Annotated in this window: 16 protein-coding genes and 1 other RNA gene; 15 read left to right on the top strand and 2 right to left on the bottom strand. The window is 39.8% G+C overall.

Features of this window, described 5'->3' with window-relative positions:
* The first annotated feature begins 67 nt into the window (after positions 1–67).
* The 15 genes from EP58_RS03655 to EP58_RS03585 all read left to right on the top strand — a co-directional run bounded on the left by EP58_RS03655 (position 68) and on the right by EP58_RS03585 (position 16,406).
* The gene (locus tag EP58_RS03655) at positions 68–769 is read left to right on the top strand and encodes a Crp/Fnr family transcriptional regulator (protein WP_036090209.1); all 702 of its coding nucleotides are present in this window, start codon (positions 68–70) and stop codon (positions 767–769) included.
* 419 nt (positions 770–1,188) lie between these two features.
* Positions 1,189–1,869 carry a Crp/Fnr family transcriptional regulator gene (locus tag EP58_RS03650; RefSeq protein ID WP_036090207.1) on the top strand — a complete coding sequence of 227 codons (681 nt, stop codon included), beginning with the start codon at positions 1,189–1,191 and terminating at the stop codon, positions 1,867–1,869.
* Positions 1,870–2,037: 168 nt separating this feature from the next.
* Positions 2,038–6,282, top strand: a complete 4,245-nt coding sequence (locus EP58_RS03645; protein WP_036090205.1) for an immunoglobulin-like domain-containing protein — start codon at positions 2,038–2,040, stop codon at positions 6,280–6,282.
* 86 nt (positions 6,283–6,368) lie between these two features.
* Positions 6,369–6,836 carry a DUF4352 domain-containing protein gene (locus tag EP58_RS03640; protein WP_036090202.1) on the top strand — a complete coding sequence of 156 codons (468 nt, stop codon included), beginning with the start codon at positions 6,369–6,371 and terminating at the stop codon, positions 6,834–6,836.
* A 33-nt stretch (positions 6,837–6,869) separates the two neighbouring features.
* The gene (locus EP58_RS03635; protein WP_036090198.1) at positions 6,870–8,141 is read left to right on the top strand and encodes a nucleotide sugar dehydrogenase; all 1,272 of its coding nucleotides are present in this window, start codon (positions 6,870–6,872) and stop codon (positions 8,139–8,141) included.
* The gene (locus EP58_RS03630) at positions 8,131–8,793 is read left to right on the top strand and encodes a sugar transferase (RefSeq protein ID WP_036090196.1); all 663 of its coding nucleotides are present in this window, start codon (positions 8,131–8,133) and stop codon (positions 8,791–8,793) included. Before EP58_RS03635 ends, EP58_RS03630 begins: the two co-directional genes overlap by 11 nt.
* A gap of 3 nt (positions 8,794–8,796) precedes the next feature.
* Positions 8,797–9,534, top strand: a complete 738-nt coding sequence (locus EP58_RS03625) for a WecB/TagA/CpsF family glycosyltransferase (protein ID WP_036090194.1) — start codon at positions 8,797–8,799, stop codon at positions 9,532–9,534.
* Between the two features lies 1 nt (position 9,535).
* A complete protein-coding gene (locus tag EP58_RS03620; RefSeq protein WP_036090192.1) occupies positions 9,536–10,576 on the top strand; it encodes a glycosyltransferase family 4 protein in 1,041 nt (346 codons plus the stop codon).
* Positions 10,577–10,620: 44 nt separating this feature from the next.
* Entirely contained in the window at positions 10,621–11,343 is a 723-nt protein-coding gene (locus tag EP58_RS03615) for a YveK family protein (RefSeq protein ID WP_052171339.1), read from the top strand.
* Positions 11,333–12,028 (top strand): CpsD/CapB family tyrosine-protein kinase, encoded by a 696-nt coding sequence (locus EP58_RS03610; protein WP_036090190.1) that lies wholly within the window; start codon positions 11,333–11,335, stop codon positions 12,026–12,028. Before EP58_RS03615 ends, EP58_RS03610 begins: the two co-directional genes overlap by 11 nt.
* Positions 12,029–12,061: 33 nt before the next feature.
* Entirely contained in the window at positions 12,062–13,480 is a 1,419-nt protein-coding gene (locus EP58_RS03605) for an oligosaccharide flippase family protein (RefSeq protein ID WP_052171338.1), read from the top strand.
* A gap of 360 nt (positions 13,481–13,840) precedes the next feature.
* Positions 13,841–14,695 (top strand): hypothetical protein, encoded by an 855-nt coding sequence (locus tag EP58_RS03595; protein ID WP_141087964.1) that lies wholly within the window; start codon positions 13,841–13,843, stop codon positions 14,693–14,695.
* Positions 14,696–14,712: 17 nt separating this feature from the next.
* Positions 14,713–15,255 (top strand): Crp/Fnr family transcriptional regulator, encoded by a 543-nt coding sequence (locus tag EP58_RS03590; protein ID WP_036090185.1) that lies wholly within the window; start codon positions 14,713–14,715, stop codon positions 15,253–15,255.
* A gap of 398 nt (positions 15,256–15,653) precedes the next feature.
* An RNA gene (gene ffs / locus EP58_RS17170) (signal recognition particle sRNA large type) lies at positions 15,654–15,920 on the top strand.
* Positions 15,921–16,151: 231 nt separating this feature from the next.
* Entirely contained in the window at positions 16,152–16,406 is a 255-nt protein-coding gene (locus EP58_RS03585; protein WP_036090183.1) for a DUF2187 domain-containing protein, read from the top strand.
* Here the strand turns inward: EP58_RS03585 and EP58_RS03580 are convergent.
* Both EP58_RS03580 and EP58_RS03575 read right to left on the bottom strand, forming a co-directional pair.
* Positions 16,372–17,040 (bottom strand): hypothetical protein, encoded by a 669-nt coding sequence (locus EP58_RS03580; protein WP_036090180.1) that lies wholly within the window; start codon positions 17,038–17,040, stop codon positions 16,372–16,374. The genes EP58_RS03585 and EP58_RS03580 overlap by 35 nt on opposite strands.
* A 2-nt stretch (positions 17,041–17,042) precedes the next feature.
* Entirely contained in the window at positions 17,043–19,934 is a 2,892-nt protein-coding gene (locus EP58_RS03575; protein ID WP_052171337.1) for a S8 family peptidase, read from the bottom strand.
* Positions 19,935–20,067 lie beyond the last annotated feature (133 nt).

Here is a 20,067-nt window from a genome sequence, read left to right as displayed (position 1 = left end):
CTTATACGGTTACACTTATTTTTTAGGGGAATACAAATAAAAAAGCGACAAAAGGAGCTAAACGACTATGTATAAGAAAAATTTTATCGAGGATTTCACCAATTTCGATTACGTCATGAAACTATTAAAAAGCAATCCCCAATTCAACAATAAATGCCATCAAGTCGCGCTACGACAAGGCCAGTCCATTCAAACCAAGTCCATCGGTAACTTTGCATATCTCGTTCAAGAAGGATATACCGAACTCACCAAAGAATTTAAAGGAGAACAAGTTTTCCTAGTTTTAGCCAAGCGCGGCGAATTTCCAATTTTGATAGGGCGCACAGACTGGCAAACGGACAGCTTCCACATCATCGCGCTAACTGATTGCATACTTTGGGAAATCGAATTTGACTATTTAAAACAAATCCTACTCGACGAAGACCCGCGCAATTTCATTCTATTAAACTATGTAATGAAAGTCGGAATCAACTCCTATTTTCAACTTTCCATGAGTAAGCTATCCTCTCAAGAACGCGTCTACTACATGCTTCGCTTCATCGGAGACAAACTCGGCGTTAAAAATAGAGACAACGAAATCGAGATGCCCCCGTTCCTAACCTATGAAAAGCTAGGAGAATTCGCCTCCGTATCGCTATCCCATGTATCCAACCTAATGAAGGAGCTGCAACAAAAAAATATTATAGTCATCCGAAAACGAAATTGGGTTTTGAAAGACCCGGAAGCGATCCCAATCCCAGTCGAGTTCCAATTTAACTTATGGGTTTAAGTGAGAAACGAATGCTAACAGATTATTTTCTGTACACAGCATTCGTTTTTTCTTCGCCATAAACCTCTGAAATCATAATTCACAGTCACTCAAGTCTCGAAACATAACTCAAGTGTGACACTCGCCTCATTTACTATTGTTAAAAAATAGACACAAACTCACCAATTCACCCACAAAACAGCCAAAACAAGTATGCATTAATAACCAACACTCCCCAAAATATGAACCCATAAAATAGCGAAATGTGACGACAAAATCTCTTGGTATATAATAAATTTACAAATTCGAAAGCAACAAAATAGTCACAGAAGTTTCATTAATTTCATTCAAAATCAGAAACTGTGATAATATTTCGTATTTCAAAGTAGTATAAAATAATATTTGTAAGAAAAACAAGAAGAGCAGAAAGGAGCTGTAGAATGCAGTCAATTATCGATTTGTACGACAAGAAAGAAATAGCTGAACTTTACAATGAACAAAGCCTGCTCAATCAGTTACTGCAAAATCCAGATATTCAAAAAAAGAAAATCCTAATAAAAAATAAAAAAATCATGATTTCCGAAGAAAAGAAAAATAAAGTCTATTTTATTTTAGACGGTATGATCCAAGCCAATGATAAAGAGAAAATTCTATATTTTAGAGGCAAAAATCATTTTATCGGTTTAGAAACAATGCTATTTAATGGGAAAACACCTCTAACAATGTACAGCCTTGGCGATGGCGAAGTAATGGAATTTGAAAAATTAGAAATTATCCAATATATTATGAGTCAACAAGAAGGTTGGTTTTATCTTTACATGATTAATCAAGACCTTATCGAACTACTAATGCGCAATTACAAAGCCTTTTTACTCAGACCCTACCAGCGATGTAAACTGGTATTACTCGATTTGGCGCATGAGTATGATGACAAAAAACAAGATTACCTTGTTCTACCCAAACAGTTCACATTTTTACATTTAGCCGAATATTTGGGTATCAGTGTCGTAACCATCCGACGAATTTTCGAAAAACTTATGGATGAGCAATTCATTATCAAAACAGTAAACGAAAAGCATATATGTATTCAGGCACCAGCTTCCCAGATTCAAAATGAATGAATTTGAATCTTAAAATTCGAAATAAAACACAAAGGATGTGATGCCCTTGAGATCCAATACAAGTTGAGATCAAATGAAATGAAGGAGGAAGCACCAAGCGGCTGCAAGAAATGAAGTAAATAAGTTAAGCCACAAGAAATAAATCCGATAAACGAAGGAGAAATTTAATTGAAAAACAATAAAACACTGAAAAAATTCGCCACAGGTTTCGTAGCATTTAACGTTATCGCATCATCATTATTAACAACATTACCAATAGTAAGTTCTGCTATGGAGCTACCAGAGGAAAGTGTATCAAGTAGTATATACAATGCTGGCACATTAAATAATGCTCAATTTGATACTTTGCAGGGCTGGACTGCTTATGCGACAAATGGTTCGGGGATTCAAGAATATCGAGTGTTTTCTGCTGGAGATGTTGTATCCAACATTGGATCTACTAGCGTGTTAGCAAATGGTTTGGGGTTAACGATTACTACAGACCAAAATCAAAAAATTCAAGAGGTATTTCAAGTTGTAAACACTACACCTGGTCACACATATACGTTGAAAGTAACTCTAAAAGGAACTGCCCCTAAGCAACTTAATCCACAGCAATATTCTGCACAAGCGGCAGGTCCTGTCATATATAATGGAAGCTCTCCTGGCAGTGCTTCAAACATTATTTCTGCTTCAACATATTCCATGGAGATGGGCTCAGGAATCATTACGTATACATTCATAGCATCTAGTGATAAAACTACGATATCACTAAAAGGCGGCGCTCCTGCTCAGGCATCGACTAGAGATGCAATATATAGTGGTTTAAGTTTAGTTGATAGTGTTCCTTTTAATCCATCGCAAGCTTTTGCAAGCACGAGTATTAACAAAGTATCTGATATGGATTCAATAGTTAATGGGAGTGGAGAACCTGGGGCAACAATAACTATAAAAAAAGGTAGTATAATTCTGGGGACAGGAATTATTGATAATACAGGAAACTATTCTGTAGAGATTCCTCCGCAACTTGCAGGGACAACACTTTTAGGAACAGCGATTAAAAATGGTGTAGGATCTGATGCGAGCACTGTTGTTATAGAGAGCAGAATACCTAGTGCTCCGACAATTCAGCCAGTTTCAGACTTAACTACTCTGGTCAAAGGATCTGGTGTTGCTGGAGATAAAATTACATTGACAAATGGCGCTGATACTTGGATAGGAACTGTAGATGCAACTGGAAACTACGCTATCAGCATTCCTAGACAATTGGCTGGGACTAAATTAGAAGCGACAGCAACTAATCCTGCAAATGGTAAAGTAAGTCCGAAAGCAAGCGTAACCGTTGCAGACACAACTTTGTCTAAACCAACCATTTCTCCAGTAACAGCGGGTAATACAACAGTAACAGTAACAGGTCAAGCGGGTGCAACAATCAACTTCACAGACGCAAGCGGCACAGTATCTAAAGTTGCAGATGCAAACGGAAAAGCAACATTCAATATCCCAGCTGCAAAAATCAACGACGAATACAAAGCAACCCAAACAGGTGCAAACGGAAAAGCCAGTGCAGCGGACACATACAAAGTCAAAGATTCCTCTACACCAGCAGCCCCAACTGTGAACCCAATCAAAGACACAGACACAAAAGCAACAGGTAAAGGCGAACCAAACTCCGATGTAGAAGTCAAAATCGGCGACAAAACTTACAATGGGACAACAGACGGAAACGGTGATTTCTCCATTGAAATTCCAAAACAAAACGGCGGAACAAAAGTCGATGTCATCATCATTAATCCGAACAACGGAAATGAAAGCACACCAAAAGAAATCACTGTAACAGATACAACGCTAGCAAAACCAACAATCAGCCCAGTTGCGATTGGTGATAACAAAGTAACCGTAACAGGTACAGCTGGTGCATCTATTACACTAACAACTCCAGACGGCGATACTATCACAAAAACAGCTGACGCAACAGGAAAAGCAATTTTTACAGTAGACCCAGCTAAAATAAATAATGAGTTTAAAGCAACACAAACAGGTGCTAACGGCAAAGCAAGTCCAGCAGCGACATACACTGTTAAAGATTCCTCTACACCAGCAGCCCCAACTGTGAACCCAATCAAAGACACAGACACAAAAGCAACAGGTAAAGGCGAACCTAATTCTGATGTCGGAGTGAAAATTGGTGACAACACCTACACTGGTAAAACCGATGCTAATGGGGACTTCTCTATTGAAATACCAAAACAAAATGGTGGCACAGAAGTAGAAGTCACACAAACCAACCCAAATAACGGCAATGTAAGCCCAGCGAAAGATGTAATCGTTACAGATACAACATTAGAAGTGCCGGCCATTACTCCAGTAAAAGCTGGCGATTCTAAAGTAGTGGTAACAGGTGACCCAGGCGCTACCATCACATTAACAACACCAGATGGCGACAAAACATCAAAAGTGGCCGATGCAACTGGTAAAGCAACCTTTACAGTAGATCCTGCAAAAGCTGGTGACACATACATCGCTACGCAAACAGGAGCGAACGGTAAAGCAAGTGCTCCTGCGACAGCGAATGCAACAGCCGTTACAACAGCAGGAACAATTACAGCTACAGACTTCATTTTAGGAACAGATAAAAGTATTACTGGTACATTTACTGGTGATGTGAAATCTTTCCGTGTAACAATCGGCACGAAAGTATATACAGGTGGTACGATTAATGCCGCAACTGGAACGTATTCTTTCTATGCACTAGACAAAGCGACAGCAGTAGGACAGTTTAAAGTAGAAGGTCTCGATGCAAGCGGTAAAGTACTAGATACAAAAACAGCCAACATCAAAACAAGCAATACACCAAACCCACCAGGAACAGGTACGATTACAGCAGCTACATTCACAATCCACAAAGATAAGAGCGTGACAGGTACGTTCACAGGCGATGTGAAAACATTAAGCCTAACGTATGATGGCAAAGAATATAAAGGCGGTACAGTGAACGCCGATGGTACGTATTCTTTCTACGCATTAAGTGTCATTACAGATAAAACAAAAGCAGCAAACATCAATGGGTTTGACCAATATGGCAACAAAATCGCGACATCTGCTATTACTTTATTGGATGCAAACGACAGCCAAATAGGTACAGGTACAGTAACAGCGAACGATTTCAACCTAGGCTTAGACAAAAACATTACGGGAACATTCACAGGTGATGTGAAGTCACTGAAAGTAACGGTTGGCGATACAGTCTACAGCGGCGGAACATTAAACGCAGATGGCACTTACTCGTTCTATGGTTGGGACAAAATCATAAATACAACAGCGGCAGTGAAAGTAGACGGCTATGATAAAAATGGTAACAAAATTGCCACAACATCTGTCACTGTGAAAAAACCATCTACTACAGGAACCATCACACCAGCAACATACAACTTACCAGCAGATAAAACACTCACAGCGACGTACACCGGCGATGTAAAAACTGTCAAAGTAGTGATTAACGGAACAACATATACAGGTGGTACCGTAGCAAACGGGACAGTCAGCTTCTATATCTCTAAAGATGACGTTGTAAAAATCTATGCGTACGATGCTTACGGAACAGAATTAAGCAACAAAACCGTAACAATCAACAGCACAACATCGATAACAAGCGGAACCATTACACCAGCAGAATATACAGTAGGAACAACTAATTTAACAGCTGATTATACAGGTGATGTGAAATCCGTCAAAGTAAATATCAATGGTACAGATTACACTGGTGGAACATTCACAGATGGCAAACTAACTTTCTACATTGGTGGTAAAATCAAATCTTCTACAGACGCAGTAACCGTTACAGCGTTTGACGCAGCAGGTAAACAACTAGACCAAGAGACAGTGACAGTGAAAGCTGCAGCGACATCAACAACAAGTGGCACCATTACGCCAGCGGTCTATTTAGCACCAGGAACGACGTATTTAACAGCGGACTACACAGGTGATGTGAAATCCGTCAAAGTAAATATCAATGGTACAGATTACACAGGTGGAACATTCACAGATGGCAAGCTGAATTTCTATATTGGCGATAAAATCAAGTCTTCCGCAGATGTTGTGACCGTTACAGCATTCGACGCAGTAGGCAAACAGTTAGCTAAGAAAACACTCACTATAAACGATCGTACAGCAGAAAGCGGAACAATTACACCAGCAGCATTCTCCCTTAAAACGAGCATATTGAGCGGAACATATACAGGAACAGCGAAATCACTTCGCATCACTGTAAATGGTACAGCTCTAGCAGCCGGTGGGACAGTAGCAAGCGGTAACTTTAGCTACTATGTTGGCTTGAAAAACAAGATTACGTCGAAAGATGACGTTGTAAAAGTTGCATTACTAGATGCATACGGTCTAGTAATGGATGAAAAAACAGTTACGATTAATGACTAATTTAATGACTAATTTTTAATCGAAAAGGCCCGCCCTTTCGTGGGCCTTTTCCTTTGATTTTAAAATTGGAAAGGATGTAAGAAGCAATGAAAAAAGTAACCCTTATTTTTACTTCTTTAATGATAGCTTTCTCCTTGGTTGGATGCGCGGCAAATAGCAACGATCAGAAAGAGGAAACAGCTATTAAAAATGAAATTGGAAAAACAGTAGATACATCGAATAATTTACAGATTAAAGTAACAAAGGTCGCAACAGGATTTGGTGAATCTTCCGATAAAAAGGATATGCTTCAAGTAACATTTTCCGTAAAAAACACAGATAAAGTAACAAGCGGTGCCGGAGCTGCAGATTTTAAAGTCAAGGCAGATAATGATAAAACATATGACGTGTACGGGCTAGAGGCTAAGAACTTCGGAACAGAGATTAAAGCAGGACAAACAATAACGGGCACAGGCTACTACGAAATACCAGCGAAAACAAAAACAGTAACGGTGTATTACGCACCACTTGGTAAGAAAAAAGCACAATGGCAATTAAAAGTTCCCGCTAAATAAAAATACTCACGTAAGGAAAGGTGATTTTTAAAGATGAAAGTCAACGTTATTGGTTTAGGATATATAGGTCTTCCCACTTCTATTATTTTTGCTAGTCATGGAATGGAAGTACTTGGTGTCGATTTAAACGAGGATGTCGTTCGTCAATTAAATAATGGTCTGATTCATATCGAAGAAAACGGTCTCCAAACGCTTTTTCATGACGTTGTTCAGAGTGGTCATTTTGAGGCGGCAACGAAACCGGTAGCAGCAGATGCCTTCATTATCGCAGTTCCAACGCCAAACCGTGAAGATGAATTTAAAAGTTGTGACAATCGATATGTGATTTCAGCAGTGCATGCGATTCTTCCATTTTTGCGTAAAGGAAATGTGGTGGTCGTGGAATCGACTATTGCTCCCCGTACGATGGAAGATGTGGTACAGCCGATGATTGAAGCGGCAGGTTTTGTAATTGGTGAGGATATTTACTTGTCACATTGCCCAGAACGCGTTTTGCCAGGGAATATTATTCATGAAATGATCTACAACCCGCGCATTATCGGCGGTATGACAGAGGCTTGTACAAAAGAAACGATGAAGTTATATAAGAAATTCGTACAAGGCGAGCTGATTCAAGCAAAAGCTGGTGAGGCCGAACTTAGTAAATTGATGGAAAATACTTTCCGTGATGTCAATATCGCACTAGCTAACGAACTTGCAAAAATTTCCGAAAAACTGGATATCGATGCATTAAAAGTGATTGAAATGGCTAACTTACATCCACGTGTTAATCTTCATTCTCCAGGCCCAGGCGTTGGCGGACATTGCCTAGCTGTTGATCCTTATTTTGTAGTAGCAGCTGCACCTGAAGTTTCTCCACTTATTCAAACAGCGCGAGCGATTAATGTATCCATGCCGAAGTTTGTAGAAGCGAAAGTAGATCAGATTATGATGGACGCGCCAACAAACAAAGTGACTGTTCTAGGACTAACGTATAAAGGAAACATTGATGATATCAGAGAAAGTCCAGCGATGGAGATTATGGAAGCACTACGGTTGAAATATGAAGTTGGTATTTTTGATCCACATGTTGCAAGCTATTCTGATTCTATCGAAGAAGCGACAGCAAATAGCTCCCTATTACTAGTATTAACAGATCACAAGGAATTCAAGGAATTAGATTTAAATTTCACGCAGAATATGGCACAACAAGTGATTTTAGACACGAAAAATGTAGTGAAATCTTATTCACCAAATACCGAATATTTGAATCTAGGTAACTTATCGAAAATAAAACAAGCGAAGGATGAATCCTATGTATATTGATACGGAAAAAGAAATCACTTCTTTTCCATATACACTGCGAAAAAATACAATGAACGACATGCTAATACGAGCTGTTGATATCATTGCTGCTTTGTTTGCTCTCCTTATATCTTCCCCCGTAATGATTGTTGTCGCTATACTCATCAAGTTAGAAGATGGAGCCGGCCCGATTATTTTCAAGCAAACAAGGGTTGGGCACGGCGGTAAATTATTCGACATGTACAAATTCAGAAGCATGTACACCGATGCGGAAATGCGTTTAGACGAGTTGATGGCACAAAATGAAGTCGAAGGAAACATGTTTAAAATGAAGAATGATCCGCGAATCACGAAAGTAGGCAAAATTATTCGTAAACTGAGCTTAGATGAATTTCCTCAATTTATCAACGTTTTAAAAGGCGATATGAGTATGGTTGGTCCTCGTCCACCACTGGAACGCGAATATGAAAATTACTCTGATCGTGATAAAAAACGACTTTTAGTGAAGCCAGGTTGTACAGGATTATGGCAAGTAAGTGGTCGAAATGAATTAAGTTTTGATCAGATGATTAATCTAGACTTAGAATACATTGAGAAACGAAATATCTTTTTCAATCTCAAAATTATGCTTTTGACATTTAAGGAAATTACTGTTTTTGGAAAGGGTATGTGAGATTTGCGCATTCAATTGTTAGGTAGTTACGTCGATAGTTTAACAATGCAAGAAACGGTTGCCAAAGTGGATACGATTATTCAAGAGAAGGTACCCGTGCAACACGTGGTCATCAACGCGAACAAGATTAACCTCATGCAAAAAGATGAGAAATTACGTGACATCGTGAATAGCTCGCCGTTGATTAATGCGGATGGCGCGTCGATTCTACTCGCTGCGAAAATGTTGGGTAAACAATTGCCAGAGCGTGTCACAGGTATTGATTTAATGGATGAAGTGCTCCAATTAGCAAATCGAAAAGCATATCGTGTTTTCTTTTTCGGTGCGACAGAAGAAGTAGTACGCAAAGTGGTAATGCGTTCAAGCAAAAAGTATCCCAATGTTCGCATTGTAGGACATGAGAATGGTTATTTTGAAGCTAGTCAGTCAGACGAAATTGCAGATGATATCCGAGCAAGTCAGGCAGACATCGTTTTCGTAGCTTTCTCTAGTCCGATGAAAGAATATTGGATTCATGAACAGTTAGAAAGAATGGGCGCGCCGTTTGTGATGGGCGTCGGTGGGAGCTTTGATGTGATTGCTGGTAAGACGAAACGAGCGCCACGATGGATGCAAAAGAGCGGTTTAGAGTGGTTTTATCGTTTTATCCAAGAGCCTATTCGGATGTTCGAACGGTACATCGGTGGAAATCTTGTATTTCTAGGGCATATTTTGAAAGCTAAGAAGAAAGCAGGAATATAACATGCGTATTTTGATGATTGGTCCGGATTCAGAAGCTAAAGGCGGAATCGCTACGGTGATTAAGAATTTTAAAACGTATTTTCAAGCGGAACAACAAGAGATTCAATACCTCACGACATGGAAGGAAGGTTCGTTTTTCACACGGATGAAGGCGACGATTCAATCCATTCTCCAAATTAAAAAAACAATACGGCGAGATAAGATCGATGTCGTACACGTGCATATGGCGCAACAAGGTAGTTTTTTCAGGAAATCACTTCTTATCTGGCGCGCTAGAAAAGAGTGCCGGATCGTCCTTCATATGCATGCCTCTCAATTTGATATCTTCTATAACAACAGCAAACCCCTCTTACAAAAATATATTCGTTGGATTTTGAGTCAGCCGGATAAAGTAGTCGTCCTCAGTGACGAGTGGGCAGACTTTTATAATAAATTGACTGCAGTTCCCGTAACGGTCATCGAAAACGCGGTACCGATGCCACTGGAAAATACGTACGATAGTGACTCAAAGCATATCATTATGTTTGGTCGTATTGGTAAACGTAAAGGAAGTTATGATGTCCTTGCGGTGGCGAAGAAAATGCAAGACGCCTATCCTGATGTACAGATTTACTTATACGGGGATGGCGAAACAGAAGAAGTAAGGCAAGAAATAGTTGCCAAACAGTTAGATAATGTGATTTTAGGTGGCTGGATTGACTCCGCGGCTAAAGAACAAATTTTGCGAGATGCCGTTTTGCACATTTTACCTTCGTATCATGAAGGGCTACCAATGGCGATTCTTGAGACAATGGCACACGGAATTCCAAACTTGAGCACGTATGTTGGTGGGATTCCACAAGCGATTCAAGATGGTGTCAATGGAACGTTGATTGAGGCTGGAGATACAGCGCAACTTGAAGTAAGAATGATTCAATTTTTAAGTGATAGAGAGATGAGAATGCGCTATTCACAGGCTGCATTTGTGACAATTCAAGAACGTTTTGCGATGAAGCCGTATCAGCAAAAATGGGAAGAAACGTATCAGAATATGATGCAGTAATGCGGGCGTATCAACGTGTATATTATTTAGTAAGGAGAGAAAAGATGGATACCTTATTCAGTATGAAAGATGTCATAGCTATATTGAAAAAAAGCATATTATGGATTGCGTCGTTTGCAGTTGGAGGGCTAGCTGTTGCAGCGCTTACTGTCTATTTATTAATCACACCGATGTTTGCGACGAGCACACAGATTCTAGTATCTCAAACGAGTGAAGATGAAAATGCTGTGTCTCAAAATGCAGAGGTACAAGCCAATTTACAATTAGTCAATACGTATCGTGTATTGATAACTAGTCCACGTGTGTTAAAAGAAGTAGAAAAACAGACGGGCGGGATATATTCTGTACCGGAATTAACTGAGAAATTTGCAGTCACAACAGAACAGGATTCGCAGGTAATGAACATTACGGTGACGGATTCGAACCCAGAAGTCGCGGCAAAAATTGCGAACGAGACGGCTACTGCTTTTAAAAAAATAACTCCGAAAGTAATGAAAGTAGATAATATTAATATTTTATCAGAAGCTGATGGATCAAAAGGTGCCGACGCTGTTAGTCCAAAACCGTGGCTTATGATGTTGATTGGATTTATCGGTGGAGGTTTACTTGGTGTTTGTATCGCTTTTATGCGGAATTTATTACACAGTACATTCAAAGAGGAAGAGGATTTAGAAGACCTAGGTGTTCCATTATTAGGATCGATTGGTAAGTTACCGACGTATAATTCAAATGATTGTAAGGAGAAAGGTGAATCCCATGAGAAGTAAACAATTTCGAGATAAATCATCAGGTAAGAACAAACTGGTAGCCAAATACGAGCCACAATCGGCCTATGCAGAATCATTTCGTTATATTCGAGCAAATATTGATTTTGCAGGCATTGATGAAGAGTATAAGTCGATTATGATTACATCACCAGATCCTGATTCTGGGAAATCATTAATCTCAGCGAATTTAGCGATTTCTTACGCGGCATTGAATATGAAAACATTACTGATTGACCTTGATTTACGCAAACCAACAGCGCATAAAATTTTTCCGGAGTGTTATTCTTCTTACGGTCTTACAGGGCATTTAAAAGATATAGTAACGTTAGAAGAAGCGATTGTATCATCTGATGTACCTAATTTATCTATCTTACCAGTTGGTATTTCTCCAGCAGACCCAGCGGCGATTCTGAACTCCGCAAAAATGCAACAAGTATACCAAACTTTATACGCGCAGTATGACCGAATTATTATTGATTCACCGCCAGTGATGGCTGTTGCTGACGCACAAACGATTGCTTCTTGGGTAGATGGCACGATCATGATTGTTCGTAATAACTACACGAAACAGGACAATGCTAAAAAAACATTACAGAAATTAAACATAGCGGGCAGCACGATCATCGGAACGATTTTTAATAATACGAACATGAAAATGAATGATTACTATTATGGCAATAATTAAAAGGGGGCTTTTAAAACTAACAGTGAGGAAGGCATGGCATTTATGAATCGATACAAGAAATTAGGATGGAATACATTTATTATCGCACTTGGCAGTATGGGAAGTAAGTTCATGATCTTTTTATTAGTGCCATTTTATACTTTTTATTTATCCCCAGCTGAATATGGGAAAGCGGATATTTTGATGATGACAGTCTCTATATTGATTCCCATTGTTACATTGAGCATTGCAGATGGCGTATTTCGCTACACGATGGAGAAAGTCAGCAAAAAGCAGGTTTTTAGTTCCGCGTGTGCGATCCTCCTCTTAGCTGGCGTTATACTACTAGCGTTAACTCCAATCCTTCAAGCAATTCCAATGGTTCAGGATTATTACTGGATATTCTTTATGCTATTACTCGTACAATTATGGAATACACTTTTTCAACAACAAGTTCGAGCAAATGGAAAACTCATTCTTTATTCTGTGTCTGGTTTACTCATGTCTGGTATTTTACTAATTGCTAATATTATCTTTTTGAAATATTTTCATATGGGTGTGGCGGGTTACTTGTATGCCAATCTACTTGCATTTACATTCAATACGGTATGTCTGTTCTTCGGTGCCAAATTGTATAAGCTTTTCTCGTTTCGAGCTATTAATAAGCCTTTACTGAAAAAAATGTTGTTCTATTCTTTACCACTGATTCCTAATGCGATTCTTTGGTGGATTATGCAAGTCTCAGATCGCTACATCTTAACGTTTTTCTTAGGTGTTGCTGCCAATGGTCTTTACACCGTAGCCGCTAAAATTCCAAGTTTATTGTCGATGATTAGTTCGATATTCTTTCAAGCATGGAGTATTTCGGCGATTGGTGACAAGGTGAAGCAAAATGATGCGTTTTTCGCAAGAGTTTTCACACTATTTTCTTGTTTATTCTTTGTAGCGACAGAAAGTATTATGATGATTGTTCAGCCGTTTTCACGTGTTTTATTCTCGTCAGCATATCAGGATGTATGGTCGTATGTGCCGTTCTTACTAATTGCTGTGCTACTATCCAGTTTTTCTAGTTTTCTAGAAGTCTCGTATATGGTTGAGAAAAAGACGAAGCAATTACTTTTCACCTCACTAAAAGGTGGCGTAGTGAATGTTGCTTTGGCACTTGTTTTGATTCCGTTTATTGGGATTCTAGGAGCATCAATTGCTACCTTATTAGGCTTTTTAGTTACATGGTTGTTGCGGATGAAACAAACGAAATTTTTTGGTCAATTAGAGTATAAAAAGACGTTTTGGATGAGTATGGGACTACTTTTGGCACAGAGTATATACATGTCAGTGGTAGCGAGTCCGAATTGGTGGATTCAAGGAATGTTTGCGTTAGGGTTATTTATTAGTCAAGGTGCGGTTGTGAAGCAATTATTTGCAACTATTCGTCTTAAAAAATCGGTTGGGGGAGAAAGGAAAGCATGGTGAATCATTCATGGTATTTATGATACTTTTTCTAGTAGCTTTATGTTCCAACTTATTGGAGACAATCAACCCTATATTCGGGTATGTAGATGAAATAATTGTATTCTTGTTTATGGGTGCAGCCTTCATTAAAACGTTTTTCCTTGAGAAACAACAAAGGAAAATGCTAGATGGTTGGAGTATTTTAGCTTTTATTTTGTGCAGTTGTTTTCTCCTTATTGCTATGATACCTAACTTGTTTGATACAGCGCATAGCACGATTTGGATGCAGTTATACACTTTTTTTGGAATGGTAAAATTCCTGATTCTCTTTTACTGCGGGCATATACTATTACAAGGTACTCATCTGCTGTCAACGATTCCGTGGATGAAGAAAGTGGCTTGGTTGTTACAGGGTTATGTATGGCGGCCTATGCTTTAAACCTAGTTACTCCAATCATGGTAGCTTTTGATACGCGGTTTGGTATGGCGACCTATTCTTATGGCTTTGGCCACCCAGCTCCGTTTAGTATGGTTGTTATTTTATTCACGGTCATGATGGTTTTCTTCGCTTTTTTACAGAAAACACGTGTGCCATATATGTATGTACTACTCAATTTTTTGTTGATTATGACGGCTGGAAGAAGCACCGCAATCGGCATTTATCTCTGTTTTTTCTTACTGCTATTGATTTTACCGCATATGAAACGACTTCCTGTATCTATTGTTCTTTTATTGGGCGGATTTCTCGTATGGTTTAGTTGGGATCGAATTGCCGACCAATTTGGTGCTGCAAATACAGAAGCACGAGGTGTATTATTACGAACATCGGTTGAGATTGCAAAGAATCATGCACCATTTGGAGCGGGATTAGGCATGTTTGGTTCGAATGCCTCGCGTCTAGATTATTCACCACTCTACAATGAATACCATTTGACACACGTTTGGGGCTTATCCCAATTTAATCCAACGTTTATCACAGATTCTTATTGGGCAATGATTATTGGAGAAACGGGTTTTTTGGGAGCGATTGTATTAGTATGTCTATTTATTGTCACGTTAATCGCTATTATTCGCTCTACAAAAGGAAACTTCAAACTCAAAATACTTGTTGTTTTTCCATTCGTTTATGCTCTTTGCACAAGTCCTGTCGATACGTTATTGGCATCGGGAAGCATTGTGAGCGTGATGTTAATGGTATTGTATATGATCACTTTGACGAAGGAAATAAAAGAATAAGCTGGAAGGAGAAAAGTATGTACCAAACAGATGAAATCGTTCAACTAAAAAAGAATGAAACAATCACAAATATAGGAGATTATATTATCAGTAAAGGTTATGTGGCTTGCAAAGCGGGGAAACAACTCATTTATTTCGCTAAACAAGGCGATATAATTCTAGTCAAAACACATGTCAGTAAGCATTCCCTTCAATTTGAGGCAAAATCAGATGTCACGTTGATTCGAATGCCAGTGGAACGCACACTCGAGTTGTTAAACCGACGAAACGAATGGAATGAAAAATTAATTGCAGGATTATCAACACGCATCCAATTCTATAATTTACCAACAAAAGAACGACTGTATACCCTATTATTTCAGATGGGAAAAGAAATCGGTATCTCATCCGGAGCGGATTGTTTTATCCCATCAGTAGTCACACAAAAAGAGATGGCTATCTATATGAATTGTACGAGAGAATACCTCCTAAGCCAAAAGCGCCTGTTACAGGAAGAAGGTGTTCTTTCGAAGGGAGAACATTGGATATTGCTTCGATGGGATCAATGGCTAGAACGTTAAGTAATTGAATGACTATTTATTTGCAAAACAATCCAGAAGTTTTATCTTTAGCGGGTAAATCCGCGTTTTACTGGCGCCCCCTATTTTAAATTCAAAGCAATCCAAATGAAGCTAAAACAAACGGCCTAGATTTAACACCTAATCCATTGCGCTTAGTAGGAGATACAGAAGATAGAACACTAGATACCACAACAACTTTTCTATGGAGATTCCCACCAACATCTAGCGAATGGATAGCGCTTGATGACCAATTACGGCAGATTCGAAAAGATAAGATGGATCATATCCTAAAAAAAGACTCCTAGTTTTATTCACGAAACCCATGTTTCCACTTGCCTTTTCCATGAAAGAAAGGTATATTTATAAGTGAGCCGTTTTTAAAAATGGCAGCTAATTTGTCATGCTAGATGGGGACGTAGCGGAGCCCTGTAACCCACAATCCGCTCTAGTGGGGTTGAATTCCTTATCGAGGCTTTGTACCTGTTTGGTCAGCCCTTTGTAAGTGGTGTTGACGTTTGGGTCTTGCGCAATGGGAACCTGTGAACCATGTCAGGTCCGGAAGGAAGCAGCATTAATCAGTGCTTTCCATGTGCCGTGAGGTCGCCTGGGCTGAGCTAACTGCAAAGGTAACGCAGATGGATACATCGCCAGAATAAGGTGCATGGCATTATAATTTAAAACGATACAAGCCTTCTTTCTTCATTTAGAGGAGGCTTTTTTGTTGGAGTTGTTCAAACGAAGTGAGTTACAACTCCAATATGCATGAGAGCGAAGCGAGCAGGTAATCCCCCAGTGCCTGTTCGAACACCTCCAAATAACGAATAGTAACCGCCCCCAACACCCAACCTATCTAATTCCCCCAACATACGCTATACTAGATAAAAGAGGTGAATGAAATGCCAGTAGAAAATCAAGGTGTGAATTTACTAGAACTGCGGAAAGCTCCAAAGTTGAACCCCGAGATACAAGGGGAAATAGAGGATTACGTGACGTGGGAACGCGAAGATAAACTATACTTCGGCCGAATCGAAAAAATGCTGATCAACTCAGCGATCGTAGCGATTGACGAAGATTTGCAAAAAGAGCACAATGCACCAGTGCGTACGGTGGTTAATTTTAAGAAATATCGAGTAGTCGAGTTAGAGAAATAAATAACGAAAAAGAAGCACCGACCCCTGATGGTTTGGCGCTTCTTTCGTTATTCTGATAGGAATCTTCTTGTTCAAAAGCAGTCACAAAAGTCTGCACATCATGGAAGTAAAAGGCGTTTTCATAGTTTTTATTTTGAATTGCGAAGTGGTATAGGCCATCCAAGTTATGCGGAATATCTGAATTAGCGTCCCACACAATAGATTGCTCTATCTCTAAAAAAGTATAGCGCTCACCGGCAAAAGAAAAACTATTCACGTTGATTCCATTTTTTTTGATAGCAACGTCGTCCAATACCATAACACGAGCAGCAGGAACAGGTTTGACACGTGCTGCCATGTTCTCTGGTAATAGGAATGTATAATAATAGGGATCAGTAACGGTTTCCAATGTATCATACGTCGTGCTTTTGATGCCTAGTATCAATGTTAAATGCCCGATATTTCCGGTCATCTTCTTTGTGAATTTTGCTAGAGTCATGTCATTAACATCAATCTTCCTCTGCATATTGTCGATGGTTACAGCTTTTTCTACGGCAGGAGCTTTACTAGGAGCGCTATCGTCATTCGAACAGGATACATTGAAAATAAGGCTACCAAGCAATAGGACAAAAATTGGATATTTTAAAACGGACATCGTTATTTAACCACTTTTTTATTCACAACAGGACTCACATTATTCGCGGCATCAAATTGCTTAATAGAAAGACCAGTTCCGACTTTCTGCTTCGGTATTTTGACGCTGTATTTGCCTTTCGCATCGACTTTTGCTGAGCCGAGTAATTTCGTCTGGAAGTAAACGCATACTGTCGCGCCTTTTTCACCTGTGCCAGTAACGGTTGTTGCAGTGCTCTTAATCGTGTTGACTGTTGGTGCTTTTGGCGGAGTCACGTCTTTTACTGTGATGACTGTAGCCTTACTCACACGTTTCGCGATATCTGTGACTTGGACACTTAACTTAGTGTTTGCGGGTTGTTTGGCGATTCGTAGGTTGAATGCGCCAGTTGTCGTTGCATTTCCAGTCGCAACCACTTGATTTTTGCTGTTTTTCACGACAACTTTGGCGGATTCTACCGTCTGTCCTTTGATTTGCGTGTCTTTATCTGTGAATGTCGTTACTTTCGGAGCTGCTGGTGCAACGCCTTTTGCGACAATGATGCGTGCTTTTGTTTCGTTGGTACCGTTTTTGAAAGTCAGCGTTAGCTTGTTGCCAGCTTTTTGCAATGGAATCCAGACTTTATATTGGCCATTCGCCGCGGCTTTCCCTTCACCGATTTTCTTCGTGCCTTGGAAAACTTTCACTTCGGTGTTTGCCGGGACTTTTCCTGTGGCATAGTTAGTGTTGTCATAAAGTGTTACTGGTTTCGCCTTAATCACGTTTTTCGATAGGGCATGCCAAACGTTGATTTTACCGTATCCAGATTCGATATCGAAAAATGCTGGTAATGGTAGCGCTGGGATTACTTCGCCGTATTCGTCATACATAACCTCGTCTTCTTCGGCATATTTATTCTCTTCACCTGAAAACGCAAGCGGATTCGTTGTTGTACGCAAAATTTGGCGTATTTCAGCAGGTTTCAAGGCTTTATTTTGACCTTTTAGAAGACTGACAAGGGCTGCAACGTGAGGTGTGGCCATACTTGTACCGTCCATGTAAGCGATATTTCCATCAGGAATCGTGCTGGCAATTTTACTTCCTGGTGCTACGACATCTAGCTCGCGTCCGTAGTTGGAATAATCAGCTACAATGCCAAATGGATTCGTTGCGCCGACTGCAATCGTGTATTTAGAATAAGCAGGATAGGAAATCTCCTCCATACCGTCATTACCGCTCGCTGCCACCACTGTGATTCCTTTTGCATCTGCATTTTTCAGTACATATTCAATCGTGCGGCTATACGATCCACCAAGGCTCAGATTGATGACATCTACTTTTTGATCAATCGCATATTGAATCCCGCGAGCAATCGCATCCGTATCGCCATCACCATCGGCATTCAGGACTTTTACTGGCAGAATGGTTGCGTTTTTTGCCATACCTTTCATGCCTAAATTATTGTCGGCGTTCGCTGCGATAACTCCTGCAACATGCGTACCATGATTGTTATCGTCCATCGCGGAACCTTCACCATTTGGATCAACAAAATTCTTAGCATTATTGTTATCAACTCTGCCTTGAAGCTCTTTCAAACGGCTATTAACACCAGTATCTACGACGGCAACTTTAACTGCCGCTAATTTCTGACTCGCCGTTGCTTTCCAAAAATCATCTTGCTGAATATCGACATTGGTGGCATCTTTCAAGACAGAATTTTTGTTAATCGCCCATTGGTAAGCATCGTACGTACCATTTGTTTTCGTATAAGTCGTGACTTCTTCCACATATTCTACATCAGGAAGGCTATCAATCGCTTGTTTGCGCGTATTTGCCTCACTTTTGCTGAAACTTTTCAGAGAATTATCAGACGTCGGTTGGTACACAGTGTAGAAATCGTCCATCGCTGTAGACGCTGAATCATCAAGTTCTGTCGTCTCCATACTGTAAGCACTCGCTTTTTTCACAAGGCTTTTGGCGGAAGCATTCGGTTTCAGCTTAACGATAAACTTACTTGTACCTGATTTCGCAAACGTTGTCGAGATATCCAAGCTACCAAAAATACTGCTCAAACTGCTACCAGACATGTTTTGGCTATCAATCTTATTTTCTAATGCCGTGATTTGATTGGCAAGAGAAGTAGGAACTGCGTCTTTGATGAGGCTTGAAATCGTATTGAACGCTTTCGCTTCTTCTTTTGAAATCGTATACTCACGTTTTTCTGCAGCGGCTTTAATAACTGGGCGTAAAACTTTTAAATTATTGTAGACAGTTGTTCGTGCACTGCTATTTAGCAAGAATTCTTTCACTAAAAATGGAGAAGCTTTGTAGTAGAGTTTAGAAATGTCTTTACCAGCATCAGAACTTGCCAGCAAAACATCGCGAATCGACCGTGCATCTTTTAGAATATCTGCCGCACCATCTTTGCCAGTTAGGGCTGTTTCCACAGCACAATTCGCGTCTTGTTCAGCAGGATAATTCGGTGGTAAGAACACTTCTTCATATTTAAGCGAATACGGCGCAACCACTGTCGAAGGATCCTCTTCTGGTATGTAGGAAACTTTCAACCAGTATTCGCCATTCCATGCATCTGGGAAGTTAACGCTTACCGTGTTTTTTTCGCCAGTACCCACGCGATAATTAAAGAATGTTTCGTCATCTAAGGCTTGATCCTTACTTGGATATATCGCCATCGATAGTATTTGTTTACTAGTTAACGTTACCTTAAAATGTGTGTGACCAGAATCTTTGGTTGCAGGTGCAACAATTTTGTACCATGCTTCACTTTCTTTAGCCGGGAATGTATCATTGTGAACCTCTTGCGCCTTCAGTAATGTGGGTGAAGGAATAGATGTCTCTGTTACCGCTTTCACTTGAGACAGTGGTAAGCAGACAAGTAGGAACACAGTGAGCATAATGAGTAGTTTTTTAAGCATTTTATAACCCCTTTTCATATGATGTCGTTCTAGGTTATTGTATCTAAATAAGCGGGCAAATACAAGATTTATTTGGTATGACTTTGAGGCGTAGTGATACGCAGTAATTCTTTAGTTGGATAGACTAGAAATA

Source organism: Paenilisteria newyorkensis, assembly GCF_000766145.1.
GTDB classification, from domain to species: domain Bacteria; phylum Bacillota; class Bacilli; order Lactobacillales; family Listeriaceae; genus Listeria_A; species Listeria_A newyorkensis.
This window is presented reverse-complemented; position numbering and strand designations above follow the sequence as displayed.